We start from the raw sequence: 15,680 nt of genomic DNA on the forward strand, positions 1-15,680 counted from the left end.
CTATGGGCCGAGTCCCCGCCCGCCCGGTGTCCGGAAGTTGCCAGACATCAATCCCCGGGGGCGGGGAAGATCCGGCGCGGGACGCCCTGCGGACGGCCGGGGTCCCGGCGCTCGCGGGGGTAGCCGACGGAGACCTCCTCGAAGCGCACGCCGTCGTACCAGGTGGTGCGCGGGATGTGCAGGTGACCGTAGACGACGGCGGCGGCCTTGAACCGGAGGTGCCAGTCGGCGGTGAGCTCGGTGCCGCACCACTGGGCGAACTCGGGGTGCCGCAGGATCCGGGTGGGGGTGCGGACCAGCGGGAAGTGGTTGACCAGTACGGTGCGCAGCTCGGGGTCGCAGGCGGCCAGCCGTTGTTCGGTTGCGGCCACGCGGGCCCGGCACCAGGCCTCGCGGGAGGGGTAGGGGTCGGGGTGCAGCATGAACTCGTCGGTGCACACCACTCCAGCCTCGTAGGCCTGCTCCAGCGCCTGTTCCCTGGTGGCGGCGGTGGGGGTGCGGAAGCTGTAGTCGTACAGCAGGAAGAGGGGGGCCACGATGAGCGGTCCGCCCGGGCCCGACCAGACGGGGTACGGATCCTCGGGCGTGTGTACGCCGTACGATCGGCAGATTTCGACCAGCCGCCGGTAGCGGGCATCTCCACGCAGGGGCAGCGGATCGTCTCGAAGGGTCCAAAGATCATGATTCCCGGGCGCCCAGACCACGGTGGCATAGCGCCGGGTGAGCCGGTCGAGCACCCATCGCAGATCGTCGGGTGACTCGCCCACGTCGCCGGCCACGATGAGCCAGTCGGCGGGGCTGTCGGGATACAGCTCCTCGACGATCCGGCGGTTCTCCGGGAATGCGACGTGGAGATCGCTGATGCCCATGAGGTTTCCGTGCGGCATTCACCAAGGATGGATGGCAGTTCCTGCGGCGAACACCCCTGTTCCGCCCCTGAATTGCCGGTGGGTACCCATGTGCGGGTGTATGGCGGGGGGGCGATGACCGAGGGGTGACCGGAGGGGATGGGCGCCGGACGACACGGCGGACGGCATCGCGCATGGCAGGCGGATGGCAATGCCGGCGGTCGGGGTGGCAGGCCCCCGGCAGTCGGGACGCCCGCCGGCCGGGGGATGACAGCGGGCTGGGAGGAAGCCGGGGTTCCGGTGGGTTGGTCGGGCCCGGGGACGGCTTCTTCGCTGGTCGGGAGGGGGCGGCGGCGGGAGCGTGGGTGCTGTCAGACCCCGACACACCGACCCGAGGGAATGCCGTGCTCACGAAGCTCCTGCCTTCGAACGTCGCCACCGCCGAGGCCACCACCGACCCGGACCCCGACGAGCTGCGCCTCTTCCCCGAGGAGGAGGCGTTGATCCGCAACGCCGTCCCGAAGCGGCGGCTGGAGTTCGGCACGGTGCGGATGTGCGCCCGCCGGGCGATGGGGACGCTGGGGGTGGAGCCCTCGGCGGTGATGCCGGGCCGGCGCGGCGTCCCGCAGTGGGCGCCCTCGGTCGTGGGGTCCATGACGCACTGCGCGGGCTTCCGCGGGGTGGCGCTCGCCCGTGCGGAGGAGTTCGCCTCGGTGGGCATCGACGCGGAGCCGAACGCCCCGCTCCCGGAGGGGGTGCTGGAGTCGATCGCGCTGCCGCAGGAGCTGCGGCGGACGCGGGAACTGGAACGGGCGGCGCCGGAAATCGCGTGGGACCGGCTGCTGTTCAGCATCAAGGAGGCGGTCTACAAGACCTGGTTCCCGCTCACGGGCCAGGAGCTGGACTTCACCGACGCCCTGGTGAGCGTGGACGCGGGACAGGAAACCTTCCGCGCCCGGCTGCTCCCGGCGCCCGAGACCCTCTCCCCGGCCGGGCCGACCTCGTTCAGCGGTCGCTGGTCGGCGGAGCGGGGCGTGCTGTTGAGCGCCATCGCGGTGCCGGCCCGCAGGCCGGTCGCGGCGGGTGCCCCGGCACACGGCAGCGCTCCCCGCATCTGCCGTGCGGGGAGCGCTCGCCAAGAAGGGAAGGCCTGACGGGAAGGTCTGACGGAAAGGCCTGACCGGAACGGGATCAGGTCAGTCCCAACGGTCGTCCTCGGGCCTGTCCACGGGTATCGGAAGGACCACGTGCACGGTCACCGGGAGCAGCCCGCCCGCCAGAGTCTCCGTACCGGACCGCGCGGACGTACCCTGCACCACCGGGCCCGACATGGACTGCACCCCCATAACAGCCATGACCATACCTGCCAGTAAGGTCAAGTAAATGGAAAAGAATTTACTGGAAACTGCACTCACGACTTCCCCCAGTCGATGATCGAGATCACCCCCGCCCGCACCTTCGTCCGATATTTCCGGCTTTGGTGCGCCTGGGTGATGCGAATAGAGTGCTGGATATCGATCAGATGCGCCAAGGCCTGTACGTTGGCGTAAAGTTACTTGGCAGCTATTACACCGATCAGTGGGGGCTGGCGTGTTCCAAGGGGAGTACGCGGATTCGGGGTTCGCCGAGCTGGACGATGTCAGCGCCGCGGCCTACGGTCTCGCCGTCGAGTACGGCCTCTTCGAGCGGGAGAAGATCGCCGCGCAGCTGTCCCTGGCACCCGCCGAGATCACACGGGTCGAGCAAGTGCTCACCGGGGTCCGCCTGCTGCAGTCCATGCCGGGCAACCCGAACAAACTCACCCCCGTCACGCCCGATGTGGCCGCCGCTTCCCTGGTCGGCCCCGCCGAGCGGCAGATCCGCGACCTCCAGCAGGCGGTCACCGATGTCCGCGCGAAGCTGATATCCCTCACACCCCTCTACTTCGAGGGCCGCCGGCTGCGCAACCGCCTCGAGGCCTTCGACGTCATCAGCGACCCTTCCCGGATCCAGGCGCTGCTCGACCACTTGGGCCAGAACTGCAAGAGCGAGCTGGTCACCGTCCAGCCCGGTGGCGCACGCCCGGCCGACATCCTCGCGGACGCCCGGGAGAGCGCCCTGTCCATCCTCGGCCGCGGGGTCCGGATCCGGACCATCTACCAGCACACCGCGCGCAACGACCTGCCCACCCGCTCGTACGTCCGCGACGTCACTCTTCAGGGCGCGGAGATCCGTACCGCCGACGAGGTCATCGACCGGCTGATCATCTACGACCGGGAGGTGGCCTTCCTGCCGGAACGCTCCGCCTGCGCGGGCGCCACGCCCGGGGCCGCCATCGTCCGCGAACCCACGCTCGTGGCGTTCCTGTGCGCCGTCTTCGAGTACCTGTGGGACGGCGCGTCCCCGTACGTCGTGGAGTCCCAGCGGTCCCCCGCTTCCTCCGACGAGCTGAAGTGGTCGATCATCCGGCTGATGACCAAGGGCTACAAGGACGAGATGGTCGCCCGCCGGCTCGGCATGTCGGTGCGGACCTGCCGCCGTCACATCGCCGAGATCACCGAGGAGTTGGAGGCGACGAGCCGCTTCCAGGCGGGCTACAACGCGGCGCGCCAGGAGATGCTCTCCGGAGAGGTGCCGACGCACTCCCTGCCCTGATCGGGGCCGCGCCCCTCACCGGCCGGCCTCCTGGCCGAGGGCCTCCGTGATCGCGTCCACGCAGTCCTGGTCGAGCATGGTCGTGACGTGGGCGTCCTGCAGTCTGCCGAAGCCCGCGTCGTACACCGCGGCACTGACGACGTAGCCGCCGGCCAGCGGGAAGGTGCGGAAGATCCACTCCTCACCGGTGCCCGCCGTGCCGTCCGGCCGCTGTACGCGCACGGGCCGGCCGTCCGGGCCGAAGCCGAACTCGGTGAAGCGGAACTGCATGCCCTGGCCGATCGCCTTGCTGTAGGCCTCCTTGAGGGTCCACAGCCGGACGAGCGCGCCGTTGCGTTCCGCCTCCGGCATCCCGCTCAGCAGGATCGCCTCGTACGGGGTGCAGATGTGCCGGACGAGTCCGCCGCCGTACATGTCGCGGTCGGCGCGCTCGGCGTCCACGCCGATGAGCCCGCAGGTGGTCAGCCCGACGAGCAGCAGGTCCTCGGTGTGGCTGAGGCTGATGTCGATCTGGTCGCAGCCGCGCAGGTACGGGCGGCCGGTCGGCCCGTACGCCAGTTCCAGGTCGGCGGGTTCGCTGGCGAGGACCGCGCCCGCGGCGTGCTTGAGGAGCATCCGGGAGGCGATGTAGCGGCCGCGCACGTCGGCGTGGGTGAGGTCGAGGTAGCGCGTCCAGTCCCGGCCGAGCAGCTCGCGCAGCTCGTCGCCGGAGGGCACGCCGGGCTCCAGGTCCTTCAGCCACGCGTAGACCAGTGCGGTCCCGTGGGTGGCGAGGTCGTCCCTGACCCTGTCCCACGAGTCGCCTCCCGGGACCACGGCGACGGGCTCACCGAGCGGTGGGCCGAGCGTGGGGCTGCCCGGGGCGGTCATCGGTGCTCCTTCACGAGTATGTGGATGTCCCGGAGGCTGTGTGCCTCCAGCAGACGGTGCACCGGTACCCGGTGGCCGGACTCCTCAAGGAGGGCCACCAGCCGGAGCAGGTTCAGCGAGTCCCAGCCGGGCGTGTCCACCAGCGCGGTGTCCGCGCCGGCGGGGATGTCGACGTCCAGGCCGAGGTCGTCGCGGACGGTCCGCAGGAACGCGTCGAGACTGTCCAGGCTGTCGGGGCTGTCGGGGCTCATCGACCGGCCTTCCCGGATTCGGTGACGCGTACGTGGCCGGGGAGGTCCGGCAGCACGGTCAGGTCATGGTGGAACTCGACCGGCCCGTCCCCGGGTTCCCCCGACTCGCGAAGTTCGCGGGGGGCGAACCCGCTGGACGGATAGAAGTCGCGGGCGCGTTGATTGCGTGCTGTGGGTACGTAGCGGGCGCCCACCCCGGACAGTCCGAGGTCCCGGGCCCTCCTCAACAGCACGGCGAGGCAGGCCTGTTCGATGCCCCGGCCGAGGACCCGGCAGCTGAGCCACATGTTGTCCAGGTGCCACCGGCCCTCGGTGACCGTGGCCAGTACGGCGCCGATCAGGCCGTTGTCGCCGAAGCGGTCGGCGCTGCGGGCGGCCAGCAGCAGGTGCCGCCCCGGGTCGGCGGCCAGGGCGGTCAGCTCGGCCTCCGTGTGGCCGCCGCCGGCGAGGTTGAACTGGTTCGTGCGCAGGGTCAGTTGGGAGATCCTAGCGAACTCGTGGGGGCGGGGCGGGCCGAGTTCCAGCCGGATGTCCAGGGCCCGCAGGAACTCCTCGTGCGAGTCCGAGCTCGCGTGCAGCTCGCGGCGCTCCCGCCGGACCCGGTACTCCCCGGTCCTGGCCCGGTCCTCGTCGGTCAGGCTCATCGTGTCGAACCAGCCGTCCGCGAGCAGCCGCGCCACGTGCAGCGCGGGCTCCTCGTCGAGCGCGACCACCGCCACCCCGGGGAGGCCGTGGCGGACCTGGGCGCGCTCGGCCGGCGAGTCGTCGACGAAGACGAGGGCGTCGGTGGCGAGGTCCAACTGCCGGGCGATGTCGGCGAGGTTGGCGTCCTTCGGTTCCCAGTTGGCGTTGATGGCCACGAAGTCCGGCTCGCGCAGGACGAGGTCGGGGTGGTCCGCGAGGGCCCGCAGCACCTGCTCGCGGTCGTTCTTGCTGCTGACGGCGAGGAGCACGCCCTGGGAGCCGAGCTGCTTGACGCACTTCTGGAAGGCTCCGAAGGCCTCCCCGCGCAGGGTGCCGGCGGCGGCGATCCCGTCGGGGCCCTCCTCGCCGAGGACGCCGTCCCACAGGGTGTTGTCCAGATCGAGCACCAGGCACTTGCGGGTCGTGCCGCGCACGGCACGGGCCAGGTGCGCGACCTCGCGCGCGTACGCAGCGAGGAGTTCCGCGCCGAGCTGGGCCTTGGCGTAGCGGGCGAGGCGGGCGTCGGTGACCGGTCCGCCCTCTCCGACCAGCGGGTCGAGGTCGATCACGACCAGCGCGGGCGCGGCTTCGGTGAGCCGCAGCAGGCGCGCGTTGAACTCCCGCCACACGGCGCCCAGCAGGGCCCGGGAGCGGTGGTCGACGAGCTGCCTGCTGTAGGCCCCTGGCAGCGGGAGGGTGTTGAGTACGAGGGTCCCCGGGGCCGCCTCCGCCAGCGCGGCGCACCTGGCCAGCACCTCCTCCCCCGCCGCCGCCACGTCCTCGGGCCGCCACACCGCCGGTACCTGGGAGAAGAGGGTCTCGGCGTCCAGCAGGCACAGCGTGAGGTCCGGAGCCGCCGCGTGCAGCTCCCCGGCGGTGTCGGTCAGGTCGCGCAGATAGGTCCCGTGCTCTCCGAGGACGGACCGCAGGAGCATCCCGTGGCGGGCCAGTTCGCCCCTGAGCGGGTCGATGACCTGGCCCACCGTGGACTGGCCGGTGACGGCCACCGTCACGACGGGGGTCGCCGGATGGTGGGCCAGTACGGCATCGGGGTCGATGCCGCCGAGCAGCCGGCCGGCCGCGGCGGCGGCCGCCCCCGCGCCGCCCGGCGCCCCGCCCGGCGCCCCGCTCGCCGTCGCGCCCCCGGGCCCGCCCGTCGTCCCGCTCGCCCGTCCCTCGTCCGCGAGCACCGCCGCGATCCGGTCGTACGCCTTCTCCAGCAGGCCCTGCGTGCGCAGTTCGCGCAGCCGGTCCAGTCCCGTGGTCATCCGTGCCTCACACCTTCTCCAGGGCGAACCCGGCTCTGATCCACCTGCTGGACTCCACGCACAGGGCCAGCGCGCGCTCCCCCACGGAGAACTTCGGTACCAGCCGGTCGAGCTGCAGGAACGGCAGGGCGTTTCCGGTGTTGCCGGTCTCGGCGACGCAGGAGACCTCCTGCGCGGGGCCGTCCGGCAGCCGCTCCACGATGCGCGCGGTCATCCGCTCGGAGAGCTGGGGCGGCAGCAGGAAGCCGATGTCGTCGAGGCTCCAGCCGAGCCCGTCGAGCAGCTCCCAGAGGATCTCCACGGAGATCGTGGGAACGTGCTCCTCGATCGCCTTGTAGTCCTCGGCCATCATCCGCCGGCCGGATTCGCGGTCGGTGGTTCCGTACCAGTCGAGGAGCTGGCCGGGCGGACGGCCGCGGCCGGTCCAGGAGTTCAGCACCGCCCGGACGGCGATCCGCTCGCCCTCCGGTTCCTCGGTGAGGACGGCGGCCCCGGCCCCGTCGCCGAACAGGACGTGGTTGACGAGTTCCTCGGGGGGCAGCTTCGCGGCGTCCCGGCGGGGCGACAGGAACCGGTGCGTGACGTCCCCGCCGATGACGAGGCCGGCGCGGCGGCCGCCGAGGATCAGGGTGCGGCCGAGGTCGAGGGCTTGGATCGCGCCGGAGCAGCCGGCCTGGATCTGGTAGACGGGCAGGTGGTCGAGGCCGAGGCGGTCGGCGACCTCGGTCGCGGTGGTCGGCAGGAGGGTGTCGGGGGTGGCCGTCGCGAGGACCACGAACTCGATGTCGGCGAGGTCGAGTCCCGAGGCGTGCACGGCCCGGGCCGCGGCCTCGGCGCACAGGTCGGCGAGGGAGCCTCGGACCTCTCCGGTGACCGGGTCCCAGCCGAAGTGCCGGGTCCTGGTGCCGACGAAGAGGTCGATCCACTCCTCGCTGACGCCCAGCATCGTGCCGAGCGCGGCGTTGTCCACCGGGTCGCCGGGCAGCGCGGTGCCGGTCGCGGCGACGTACACGGCCGTCATGCCGACCTCGCCGTGATCTGGTCGCCGAGGAACTCGGCGAGGGAGCCGACGGAGCGCAGCGCGGGCAGCATCTGTTGTACGGACACCTCGCCGACGCGCGGAAGCCGGGCCTCCACCCGGTTTTTGAGTTGCATGATCATCACCGAGTCGAAGCCGAGGTCCTCGTGGAAGCGGGCCTCGCGCACCACCCGCTCGCTGGGGTATCCGCCGACCTCGGTGACGGCCTGCACCACGGCGAGCAGCACCGGGTCGCCGGGGTCGCCGTCGTGGACGGCCGCGGGCTCGGTCCGCCGTTCCTCCGCGGCCGGCCGTTCCCCGGACGCCGGCCGCTCCTCCCCCACCGCCGCCGGGGCCGGGGCGCTCGCGGGCATCGGCCGCCGGTCCCAGTAGCGCTGCGCGGACGAGAACGCGTACGGGGCGAGCGGTTCGACGGTCCGGTGCTCCGGCGCGTACAGCTCCGCCCAGAGCGGGTCGAGTCCGCAGCGGTGCAGCGCGGCGACGGTCTCCGCGAGGTCGCGGCCGCTCGCTTCGGGCCCCGGCGCGGGATGCAGGAGTTCCGCGCCGCACGCCCGTCCGCCGCGGGCGGCGATCTGCAGGAGCCGGCTGCTCGGGCCGATCTCGATCAGATGGGTGGGGGCGATGTCGCGTACGAGCGCCGCCAGCGCGGTGTCCAAGAGCACGGGCTCCTCGATCTGGTCGGCCCAGTAGTCGGCGTCCATCGGTTCGTGGCGCAGCATCCGGCCGTGCCGGGTCGAGGCCACGGGCAGCGCGGGCGGGGCACACCGCACGGCGGCCTTGCGCAGCTCGGCGGCGGCGGGGGCCATCAGGGGGGAGTGGAAGGCGTGCGTCACCGGGAGTTCCGTGACCCGTACGCCTCGGTCGGCGAGTTCCTTCCCGAGCCGGGCCAGGGCATCCAGGGGGCCGGAGAGCACGGTGTCCGCCGGGCCGTTCATGGCGGCCACGACCACCTCCGGCTCCCCCTCCAGGGTCCGGGCGAGCTCGTCGGGTCCGGCGGCCGCCGCGAGCATGCCGCCACCCGTGGGCAGTTCGCCCATCAGCCGGGCCCGCCGGACGACCAGCCGGGCGGCCTCGTCCAGGTCGAGGGCGCCGGCGGTGACGGCCGCGGCGTACTCGCCGAGGCTGTGGCCGAGGACGGCGGCCGGGGTGACGCCGAGGGTGGTGAGCGTACGGGCGAGGGCGTAGCCGACGGCGAACAGGGCGGGCTGGGCGAACTCGGGCCGGTGCACGCGCTCGTCGCCGCCGAGGACCAGGTCGCACACCGAGGTTCCGAGGTGCGGGGCGAGGGCCTCGTCGGCCTCGGCGAGGTGGCGGCGGTAGGCCGGGGACTCGCGGTGCAGCCCCGCCGTCATTCCGGGGTACTCGCAGCCCTGGCCGGTGAAGAGGAAGGCCGTGACCGGTCGGCCCCAGGGGCGGCCGCCGGCGGCCGCGCCGTCCTTCGACGCCGTGGGCTCCAGGGCGGCCGCCCGGCGCAGCTCGGCCACGAGTTCGCCGGTGTCGCGCACGGTGGCCGCGTACCGGTGCGGGAGGCCGGTCTTGGTCCGGTTGCTGCTCCAGCACAGGGCGGCCGCGGCGCCCCGGGGGCGGGCGGCGATCGCTGCGGCCTGCGCGGCGAGGTTGCGGCGCAGCGCCTCGGGGGTGTCGGCGCTGAGGGTGAAGACGCCGACGGCGGAGGCGCCCGCGTCCGTACGGGCGGCCCGGGCGGGGAGGGCCGCGGGGGTCCTGGGTGCGGTGCCGAGGACGGCGTGGGCGTTGGTGCCCCCCATGCCGAAGCTGCTGACCCCGGCGAGGTTCTCCCCGCGCGGCAGCCGCATCGGGGACTTCAGCAGCCGCAGGCCCCGCTCGCCGAGCCGCAGCTGCGCGTTCTCGCGCTCGGCGAAGAGGCTGGCGGGGACGATGCGGTGGTGCAGGGCCAGCGCGGTCTTGATGAGCCCGGCGATGCCGGCGGCGCCCTCGGTGTGGCCCAGGTTGCCCTTGACGGAGCCGATCGCGCAGGGGGCGCCGCGGGGGACGCCGTGCACCGCGCCGAGGGCCGCGCACTCGATGGCGTCGCCGAGCACGGTTCCGGTGCCGTGGGCCTCCACGAAGGCGACCCGGTCGGGGGTGATCCCGGCGCGCCGGTAGGCGGAGTTCAGCACCCGTTCCTGAGACCAGCGGTTGGGGGCGATCACCCCGTTGCTGCGGCCGTCCTGGTTGACGGCGCTGCCGCGCAGTACGGCGTAGATCCGCTGTCCGTCGGCGAGGGCGTCGTCTAGGCGGCGCAGCACCACGAGGCCGACGCCGTCGCCGCGGCCGATCCCGTCGGCGTCGGCGCTGAAGGGTTTGCAGCGTCCGTCGGCGGCGGCGAGGCCGAGTTGTCCGTAGACCAGACCCAGCGAGGGCGACAGCACGATGTTGACCCCGCCGGCCAGGGCGGTGTCGCACTCCCCGGCGAGCAGGGAGGTCGCGGCGAGGTGGACGGCGACGAGGGAGGAGGAGCAGGCCGTGTCGACGGCGAGGCTCGGCCCGGTGAGGTTGAAGTGGTACGAGATCCGGTTGGCGGCCATTCCGGCGCTGCTGCCGGCGCCGAGCAGCGGGGTGACGCGTGCGAGGTCGCTCATGGTGAGCCGGCCCCATTCGCCGCCCATCACGCCGATGAACACGCCGGTCTCGGTGCCCGCGAGGTCCCCGGGGGCGCGGCCCGAGTCCTCCAGGGCCCGCCAGGCGCAGGGCAGCAGCAGCCGGTGGTGCGGGTCCATCGCGGCGGCCTCGCGCGGGGTGACGGAGAAGAAGTCGCTGTCGAAGACATCGACGTCGTCGATGAAACCGCCGCTGTCGCCGGCAGCGGGGAAGTCCTGTGCTTCCCACCGTTGTCCGGGGACGGGGCCGGTGCCGGCCCCGCCGCGCACGAGCAGGTCCCAGTACGCCCGCACGCCCGCCGCCCCGGGAAACGCGCAGTCGATCCCGACGATGGCGATGTCCCCCATCAGCGCTGGTCCCGCGCGGGGGCCGCGGCCGCGGGCAGGTCGGGGAGGACGGCCGTCAGGTGGCGGACGAGGCTCGCCACGGTCGGGAAGTCCCACAGCAGGGTGGGCTCCACGTCGAGGTCGAACTCCTCCTCCAGGTCGCCGCAGAGGCTGAGCGCCGCCACCGAGTCCATGCCGTACTCGGCGAGCGGGACGGTGGGATCGATCGTCTCGGGCGCGCGCCGCAGGTAGACGGAGAGGCGGGCCGACAGCCACTCGTACACGCCGTCGGCCTTCGCGGTGTCGGCGGCCACGGCGTGCCGGCCGGTGGGAATGGTCATGTCGGGACTCCTTCGGTCAACCCGGGATCGGGGTCGAGTAGAGGTCGTAGCTGGTCTGGGTGGAGAAGCGGAGCTGGACCTCGTGCCGGATCCGGGTCTCGCATTCCGGCGGGAGGTCGGCGACGCGCGCGCCGAGGCGCCGGGCGATGCGGTGCAGTGCGGCGGCGGCCCAGGAGGGGTCGGCGAGGAACGGGTCGGGGCCGTAGCGGCCCTGGTCCCACAGGCCGAGTACGGCGGCCCCGGCCAGCAGGAGGGCGTAGCGGTCCATGAGGGCGAACTTCGCGGGCTGCGTGGCGGCCCCCGACCCGGCGGACTCCAGCCGCAGCACCCGGCCGCGTACGTCGCGGAATTCCTCGACGAGCTGGCCGGCGAGGGTGCGCAGGGCGCGCTCGACGGAGCTGTTGCCGTCGATGCCGGCGGCGACGGCGAGCATGGTGGCGCTGAGCGAGTCCCGTCCGCAGGCGAGCGCGAGCCGGTCGGTGCGCAGGGGCGGCAGGTCGCCGCTCAGCCGGAACAGGCCGGAGGGGGCCTCGTCCTCGACGAACCAGGAGCCGCGGGCCAGGCGCGGCATCTGGGGGATGACGGTGGCCTGGCAGGCGACGGTCCCGGCGTGGCCGAGGCTGAGCACGGGGACGTCCCTGACGTGCTTCTGGAAGATGCCCAGGGTCCCCTCGCGGGTGTAGAAGCCGGAGCCCAGGACGATGGACAGGTCGTACATGGTCTCGGTGAGGACGCGGGGCAGCAGGTACTTCAGGGCGGCCGAGTAGACGCTTGTCTCGGCGGGCAGCAGGTGCAGGGCGCGGGTGGCGACGACGGCGAGGCTGTCGTACAGCAGCAGGTTGACGAAGGCGTTGGTGAGGGCCGCGCCGGTGCGGCCGCCGTCGATGCCGCGGGACTGCCAGCCGCCGGACTGTTCCCGGTCGAAGCGGACGGCGGTGCGCAGGCTGGTGTCGAGGGCGGCGACGGCGGTCGCGGCGATCACGGTGCGGCTGATCTGGAAGGAGCGCAGGGCGGTTTCGATGCCGCTGCCCTCGGGACCCAGCAGCGCGGACCGGGGTACGGGGCAGTCGTCGAACTCCACGCCGGCGAACCGGCAGCCGCGCAGTCCGACGGGGATCCTGCGGGCGGTGACGGCCGCGTGGACGTCCGTGAGCTGCTCGGGCTCCAGCAGCAGGACGGAGTGACTGCGGCTGCCCGGGGACGGGTCGGTGCGGCAGAACAGGACGAGCGCCCCGGCCCGTTCCAGGTTGTTGACCATCGGTTTGCCGCCGCTGATCAGGTAGCCGTCGGGGCCCCGGCGGGCGGTGACCTGGCTGCGTACGTAGTCGTTGCTGTGGGCGGTCTCGTGCTGGGCGATCGCCGCCTTGCCGCCCTCGCGCAGCAGCCCGGCCAGCCAGTGGCGCTGCCGGGAGCTGCCCGCGGTCCACACGTCGGAGGCGGCCATGAAGGTGGTCATGCCGTGGCCCATGGCCAGGCCCACGTCCCGGCGGAAGACCGGCCGCATGATCCTGACCAGGGTGTCCATCGCGTCGAGCCGGCCGCCCAGGGCGCGCGGGATGTACTCGTCGGTGATCCCGAACTCGTCGAGGAGCGCTTCTCCTGCGGCGAAGGGCACGGCCGCCCGGTCGGCTTCCAGCAGGGCGGTGTAGCCGGCCGGGTTGGCGGGGTCCGAGGGGTCGCCGAGCAGGGCCTCCAGTTCGGCGACGCGGGCCCGGACGGCGCTCTCGCGCTGCTGCGCGGCGCTGCCGGTGGTGACCCGGTCGCCGAGCAGGGCCGTCACCACCGCCTTCCTCCGTCGGCTCCCTCCGGCCGCAGCAGGTCTTCTCCGAACAGCACGTCCTCGGCACGGGCCAGCGCCCACACGTCGGGGGTGAGCACCTCGTACTCGCCGCGCACGACGCCGTCGAGGAACAGCTTGCGCATCAGGGTGCGCTGGACCTTGCCGCTGCTGGTGCGGCGGACGGCGCCGGGGCGTACGAGCAGGATGTTGCCGGCCGGGATCTCGAACTCCTGGCCGATGAGGGCCTGGATCTTCTGGGCGACGGTCCGCAGTTCGGCGCTGCCCGCTCCGCGCACCTCCTGGACGAGGACGAGGTGCTCGCGGCCCGCGTCCACGGAGAACGCGGCGCCGGCGCCGAAGGTCAGGGCGGGGCTGACGGTCCGCGCCGCCCATTCGACGTCCTGCGGGTACACGTTGCGGCCGTTGATGATGATGACTTCCTTGAGCCGCCCGGTGACGAACAGCTCGCCGTCCTCCAGCATCCCCAGGTCGCCGGTGCGCAGGAAGTTGCTCTCCTCGTCGTTGAGGCTGGCGCGGAAGGTGCGCACGGTCTCGGTGGGCCGCTGCCAGTAGCCGCGGGCCACGCTGTAGCCGCGCAGCCAGATCTCGCCGACGACGCCGGGCGGCAGCTCGTGGTGGGTGAGCGGGTCGACGATGCGCACCTCGATGTCCACGGGGGTGCCGCAGCCGATCAGGGTCTGGTGGCGCTCCGTGCTGGTGACCGGCGGTCCGGCGGTGACGACCCGGTCCCGTTCCAGGGCGGTCTTGTTGAACACCTTGCGGACGTGCGGGGTGCCGGGGACGCCGCCGGAGACGACCAGGGTGGCCTCGGCCAGTCCGTAGCAGGGGCGCAGCGCCTCGGGGCGGAAGCCGGCGGGGGCGAAGCGTTCGGCGAACTCGTCCAGGCTCTCGGGGCGCACCGGTTCGGCGCCGTTGAGGGCGAGGCGCCAGCGGGACAGGTCGAGGGCGGCGATCTGCTCGTCCTTGACACGGCGGACGCACAGGTCGTAGCAGAAGTTGGGGCCTCCGCCCACGGTGACGCCGTACTCGTCGATGGCCTGGAGCCAGCGCAGCGGGCGTTTGACGAAGGACAGCGGGGTCACCTGGACGCTGTGGCTGCCGAGGAAGACCGGGTGGAGGAGGTGGGCGACCAGGCCCATGTCGTGGAAGTAGGGCAGCCAGCTACCGAAGACATCCTCGCGGGTGGTCTGCAGCAGTTTCCGCAGGGCGGTCTGGTTGGCGAGGAGGTTGCGGTGCGAGACGGTCACCCCGCGCGGTTCGGAGACCGAGCCGGAGGTGTACTGGAGGAAGACGAGGTCGTCGGGGCGCGCGGTGACGGGCTGCCAGGCTTCGGGGTCGCCGATGCCGGGGACGTCGGTGACCACGCAGGCGGCGTCGGACCGGGAGTTGCGGGCCAGCCACAGGGCGACCTCGGGGGCGGCGCCGGTCTCGGTGAGGACGACCTTGGCGCCGGTGTCCTTGAGGACGGCGGTGGTGCGGTTGAGCCGCTTGTCGCGCCCGGCCTCGCCGGGCGGCGGGACGGGGACGGCGACGGCGCCCGCGTAGAGGCAGCCGGCGAAGGCCTTGAGGAACTCCAGGGTCGAGGAGTAGACGAGCAGCACGGGCTGCTCGGCCACTCCGTACTCCTGGAGGCAGGCCGCGATGCGTCTGGCCTCGCGGTCGAGCTCTCCGTAGGTGAGGTGTTCGGCCACTGCTCCGCCGGCCGTGTCGCGGAGGAAGACGTGCACATCCTCGTCGGCGAGTTCAGCCGTCCGAACGCGGAGCAGTTCGGTGAAGGTGGCGAAGCGTGACTCTGACATCCGCGGCATCCCCTCGCGTCTGCGGGCCCGTGGATTGTGCGGACCTCGTTTCCCACCGATACTCCGCAAGCGTCCTTAAGGTTCGCTTGCGCGGCCTCCAACTCAGGGGGCGGCAGGGGTGCTCGGTGGCGGGGGGGAACGGCAACGCTCGATCCATGAACACTCACACCGAAACCGGGAGTGTGCCGGAGACGGCGATCGTCTTTCCCGGAATGCAGCCGACGGCCTTCTCCGAGGTCGCCAAATTCATGCTGGTCAATCCGTACGCGCGCGAGCTGTACGCCGTCGCCGACGACGTACTCGGATATCGGCTGGCCGACCGCTACCAGCAGACCGAGGGCGACTATTCCCTGTACGGGCAGATCTCCTTCGTGGTGAACTGCCTCGCCCTGGCGCGTTGGGCCGGGGAGCGGCTGGAGATGGATCCGGCCTATGTGACGGGACCGAGCTTCGGCGCCCGCGCCGCCGCCGTCTACTCCGGGGTGCTCGAATTCGCCGACGCCGTGTCGATGACCGCCCGCCTGGCGGACACGATGGAGGAGTACTTCGCGCGGGAGCATCCGGCGCTGGTCACCCAGTCGATCGCGCGGGTGCCGCAGGACAAGGTCGAGGTGCTGCGCGGGGAGCTCGACGAGCGGGGCGAGTGGAGCGACGTGTCCTGCGTCGTCGACCACGACTTCACGATGCTCACCGTCCACGAGGCGGTCCTGGACTGGCTCCAGCGGCGGATCCGGTCCTTCGGCGGGATGCCGATGTACACGATGAAGCCGCCCATGCACTCGTACCTCTTCGACGGGCTGCGCGAGCGGGTGGCGGCGGAGATCTTCGACGGGCTCACCTGGTCCGAGCCCCGGCTGCCGCTCGTCGCGGACCAGGACGGCCGCGTGGTGACCACCGGCGAGGGGGTGCGGGAGATGCTGCTGGACGGGTTCGTCCGTACGGTGCGCTGGCCCGAGGTGGTGTCCGCGCTGAAGGGGGCGGGCGTCGGCCGGCTGTACGTGTCCGGGCAGGACGGGCTGTTCACCCGGGTCGCGTGCACGACCCGTGCCTTCGAGGTGGTGCCGGTGACGCCCAGGTCGGCGATGCGGCCGGTGCGGCGGCGGCTGTCGGTGGCCGCCTGAGCCTGGGGCATGAGTGAGGGGCCGGTACCCGCTGGGTACCGGCCCCTCACTCGTGTGCGGTTGCCTGCCTAGCTTGCCC

The 15,680-nt window shown here is 72.7% G+C and carries 13 protein-coding genes; 3 read left to right on the forward strand and 10 right to left on the reverse strand.

Features of this window, described 5'->3' with window-relative positions; all coding sequences use genetic code 11:
- Positions 1-47 precede the first annotated feature (47 nt).
- Positions 48-869: a metallophosphoesterase family protein gene (locus tag OG625_RS08005; protein ID WP_443067874.1), complete on the reverse strand. Its 822-nt coding sequence runs from the start codon at positions 867-869 to the stop codon at positions 48-50.
- A 383-nt stretch (positions 870-1,252) separates the two neighbouring features.
- Between OG625_RS08005 and OG625_RS08010 the strand changes: the two genes are divergently transcribed.
- Entirely contained in the window at positions 1,253-2,002 is a 750-nt protein-coding gene (locus tag OG625_RS08010) for a 4'-phosphopantetheinyl transferase family protein (protein ID WP_329377733.1), read from the forward strand.
- A 42-nt stretch (positions 2,003-2,044) separates the two neighbouring features.
- Here the strand turns inward: OG625_RS08010 and OG625_RS08015 are convergent, their stop codons facing one another.
- Entirely contained in the window at positions 2,045-2,203 is a 159-nt protein-coding gene (locus OG625_RS08015; protein ID WP_329377735.1) for a hypothetical protein, read from the reverse strand.
- Positions 2,204-2,438: 235 nt separating this feature from the next.
- Between OG625_RS08015 and OG625_RS08020 the strand changes: the two genes are divergently transcribed.
- Complete coding sequence (locus OG625_RS08020) at positions 2,439-3,482, forward strand: LuxR C-terminal-related transcriptional regulator (RefSeq protein ID WP_329377736.1); 1,044 nt, start codon at positions 2,439-2,441, stop codon at positions 3,480-3,482.
- Positions 3,483-3,497: 15 nt separating this feature from the next.
- Here OG625_RS08020 and OG625_RS08025 read toward each other — a convergent pair whose 3' ends face one another.
- The 8 genes from OG625_RS08025 to OG625_RS08060 are packed head-to-tail and all read right to left on the reverse strand — an operon-like array spanning position 3,498 to position 14,480.
- Entirely contained in the window at positions 3,498-4,352 is an 855-nt protein-coding gene (locus OG625_RS08025; RefSeq protein ID WP_329377738.1) for a 4'-phosphopantetheinyl transferase family protein, read from the reverse strand.
- A complete protein-coding gene (locus OG625_RS08030; RefSeq protein ID WP_329377740.1) occupies positions 4,349-4,603 on the reverse strand; it encodes a phosphopantetheine-binding protein in 255 nt (84 codons plus the stop codon). The genes OG625_RS08025 and OG625_RS08030 overlap by 4 nt, the downstream gene beginning before the upstream one ends.
- Positions 4,600-6,555, reverse strand: a complete 1,956-nt coding sequence (locus OG625_RS08035; RefSeq protein WP_329377742.1) for an HAD-IIIC family phosphatase — start codon at positions 6,553-6,555, stop codon at positions 4,600-4,602. The genes OG625_RS08030 and OG625_RS08035 overlap by 4 nt, the downstream gene beginning before the upstream one ends.
- Positions 6,556-6,562: 7 nt before the next feature.
- A complete protein-coding gene (locus OG625_RS08040; protein ID WP_329377744.1) occupies positions 6,563-7,576 on the reverse strand; it encodes a 3-oxoacyl-ACP synthase III family protein in 1,014 nt (337 codons plus the stop codon).
- Complete coding sequence (locus tag OG625_RS08045; RefSeq protein WP_329377746.1) at positions 7,573-10,560, reverse strand: type I polyketide synthase; 2,988 nt, start codon at positions 10,558-10,560, stop codon at positions 7,573-7,575. The genes OG625_RS08040 and OG625_RS08045 overlap by 4 nt, the downstream gene beginning before the upstream one ends.
- Positions 10,560-10,880: an acyl carrier protein gene (locus tag OG625_RS08050; RefSeq protein ID WP_329377748.1), complete on the reverse strand. Its 321-nt coding sequence runs from the start codon at positions 10,878-10,880 to the stop codon at positions 10,560-10,562. The genes OG625_RS08045 and OG625_RS08050 overlap by 1 nt, the downstream gene beginning before the upstream one ends.
- A gap of 16 nt (positions 10,881-10,896) precedes the next feature.
- Positions 10,897-12,660, reverse strand: a complete 1,764-nt coding sequence (locus OG625_RS08055; RefSeq protein WP_329377751.1) for an acyl-CoA dehydrogenase — start codon at positions 12,658-12,660, stop codon at positions 10,897-10,899.
- A complete protein-coding gene (locus OG625_RS08060; protein WP_329377753.1) occupies positions 12,657-14,480 on the reverse strand; it encodes a fatty acyl-AMP ligase in 1,824 nt (607 codons plus the stop codon). The genes OG625_RS08055 and OG625_RS08060 overlap by 4 nt, the downstream gene beginning before the upstream one ends.
- Positions 14,481-14,635: 155 nt before the next feature.
- On the opposite strand from OG625_RS08060, the gene OG625_RS08065 reads away from it, so the two are divergent.
- Positions 14,636-15,601, forward strand: a complete 966-nt coding sequence (locus OG625_RS08065; RefSeq protein ID WP_329377755.1) for an ACP S-malonyltransferase — start codon at positions 14,636-14,638, stop codon at positions 15,599-15,601.
- Positions 15,602-15,680: the final 79 nt, after the last annotated feature.

The sequence above is a fragment of the Streptomyces sp. NBC_01351 genome (assembly GCF_036237315.1).
Taxonomy (GTDB): domain Bacteria; phylum Actinomycetota; class Actinomycetes; order Streptomycetales; family Streptomycetaceae; genus Streptomyces.

What these genes read in the sequence shown, in the direction of transcription:
- OG625_RS08005 (WP_443067874.1), bottom strand. Translation starts at nt 869, where the DNA reads ATGGGCATCAGCGATCTCCACGTCGCATTCCCGGAGAACCGCCGGATC.
- OG625_RS08015 (WP_329377735.1), bottom strand. Translation starts at nt 2,203, where the DNA reads ATGGCTGTTATGGGGGTGCAGTCCATGTCGGGCCCGGTGGTGCAGGGT.
- OG625_RS08025 (WP_329377738.1), bottom strand. Translation starts at nt 4,352, where the DNA reads ATGACCGCCCCGGGCAGCCCCACGCTCGGCCCACCGCTCGGTGAGCCC.
- OG625_RS08030 (WP_329377740.1), bottom strand. Translation starts at nt 4,603, where the DNA reads ATGAGCCCCGACAGCCCCGACAGCCTGGACAGTCTCGACGCGTTCCTG.
- OG625_RS08035 (WP_329377742.1), bottom strand. Translation starts at nt 6,555, where the DNA reads ATGACCACGGGACTGGACCGGCTGCGCGAACTGCGCACGCAGGGCCTG.
- OG625_RS08040 (WP_329377744.1), bottom strand. Translation starts at nt 7,576, where the DNA reads ATGACGGCCGTGTACGTCGCCGCGACCGGCACCGCGCTGCCCGGCGAC.
- OG625_RS08045 (WP_329377746.1), bottom strand. Translation starts at nt 10,560, where the DNA reads ATGGGGGACATCGCCATCGTCGGGATCGACTGCGCGTTTCCCGGGGCG.
- OG625_RS08050 (WP_329377748.1), bottom strand. Translation starts at nt 10,880, where the DNA reads ATGACCATTCCCACCGGCCGGCACGCCGTGGCCGCCGACACCGCGAAG.
- OG625_RS08060 (WP_329377753.1), bottom strand. Translation starts at nt 14,480, where the DNA reads ATGTCAGAGTCACGCTTCGCCACCTTCACCGAACTGCTCCGCGTTCGG.
- OG625_RS08065 (WP_329377755.1), top strand. Translation starts at nt 14,636, where the DNA reads ATGAACACTCACACCGAAACCGGGAGTGTGCCGGAGACGGCGATCGTC.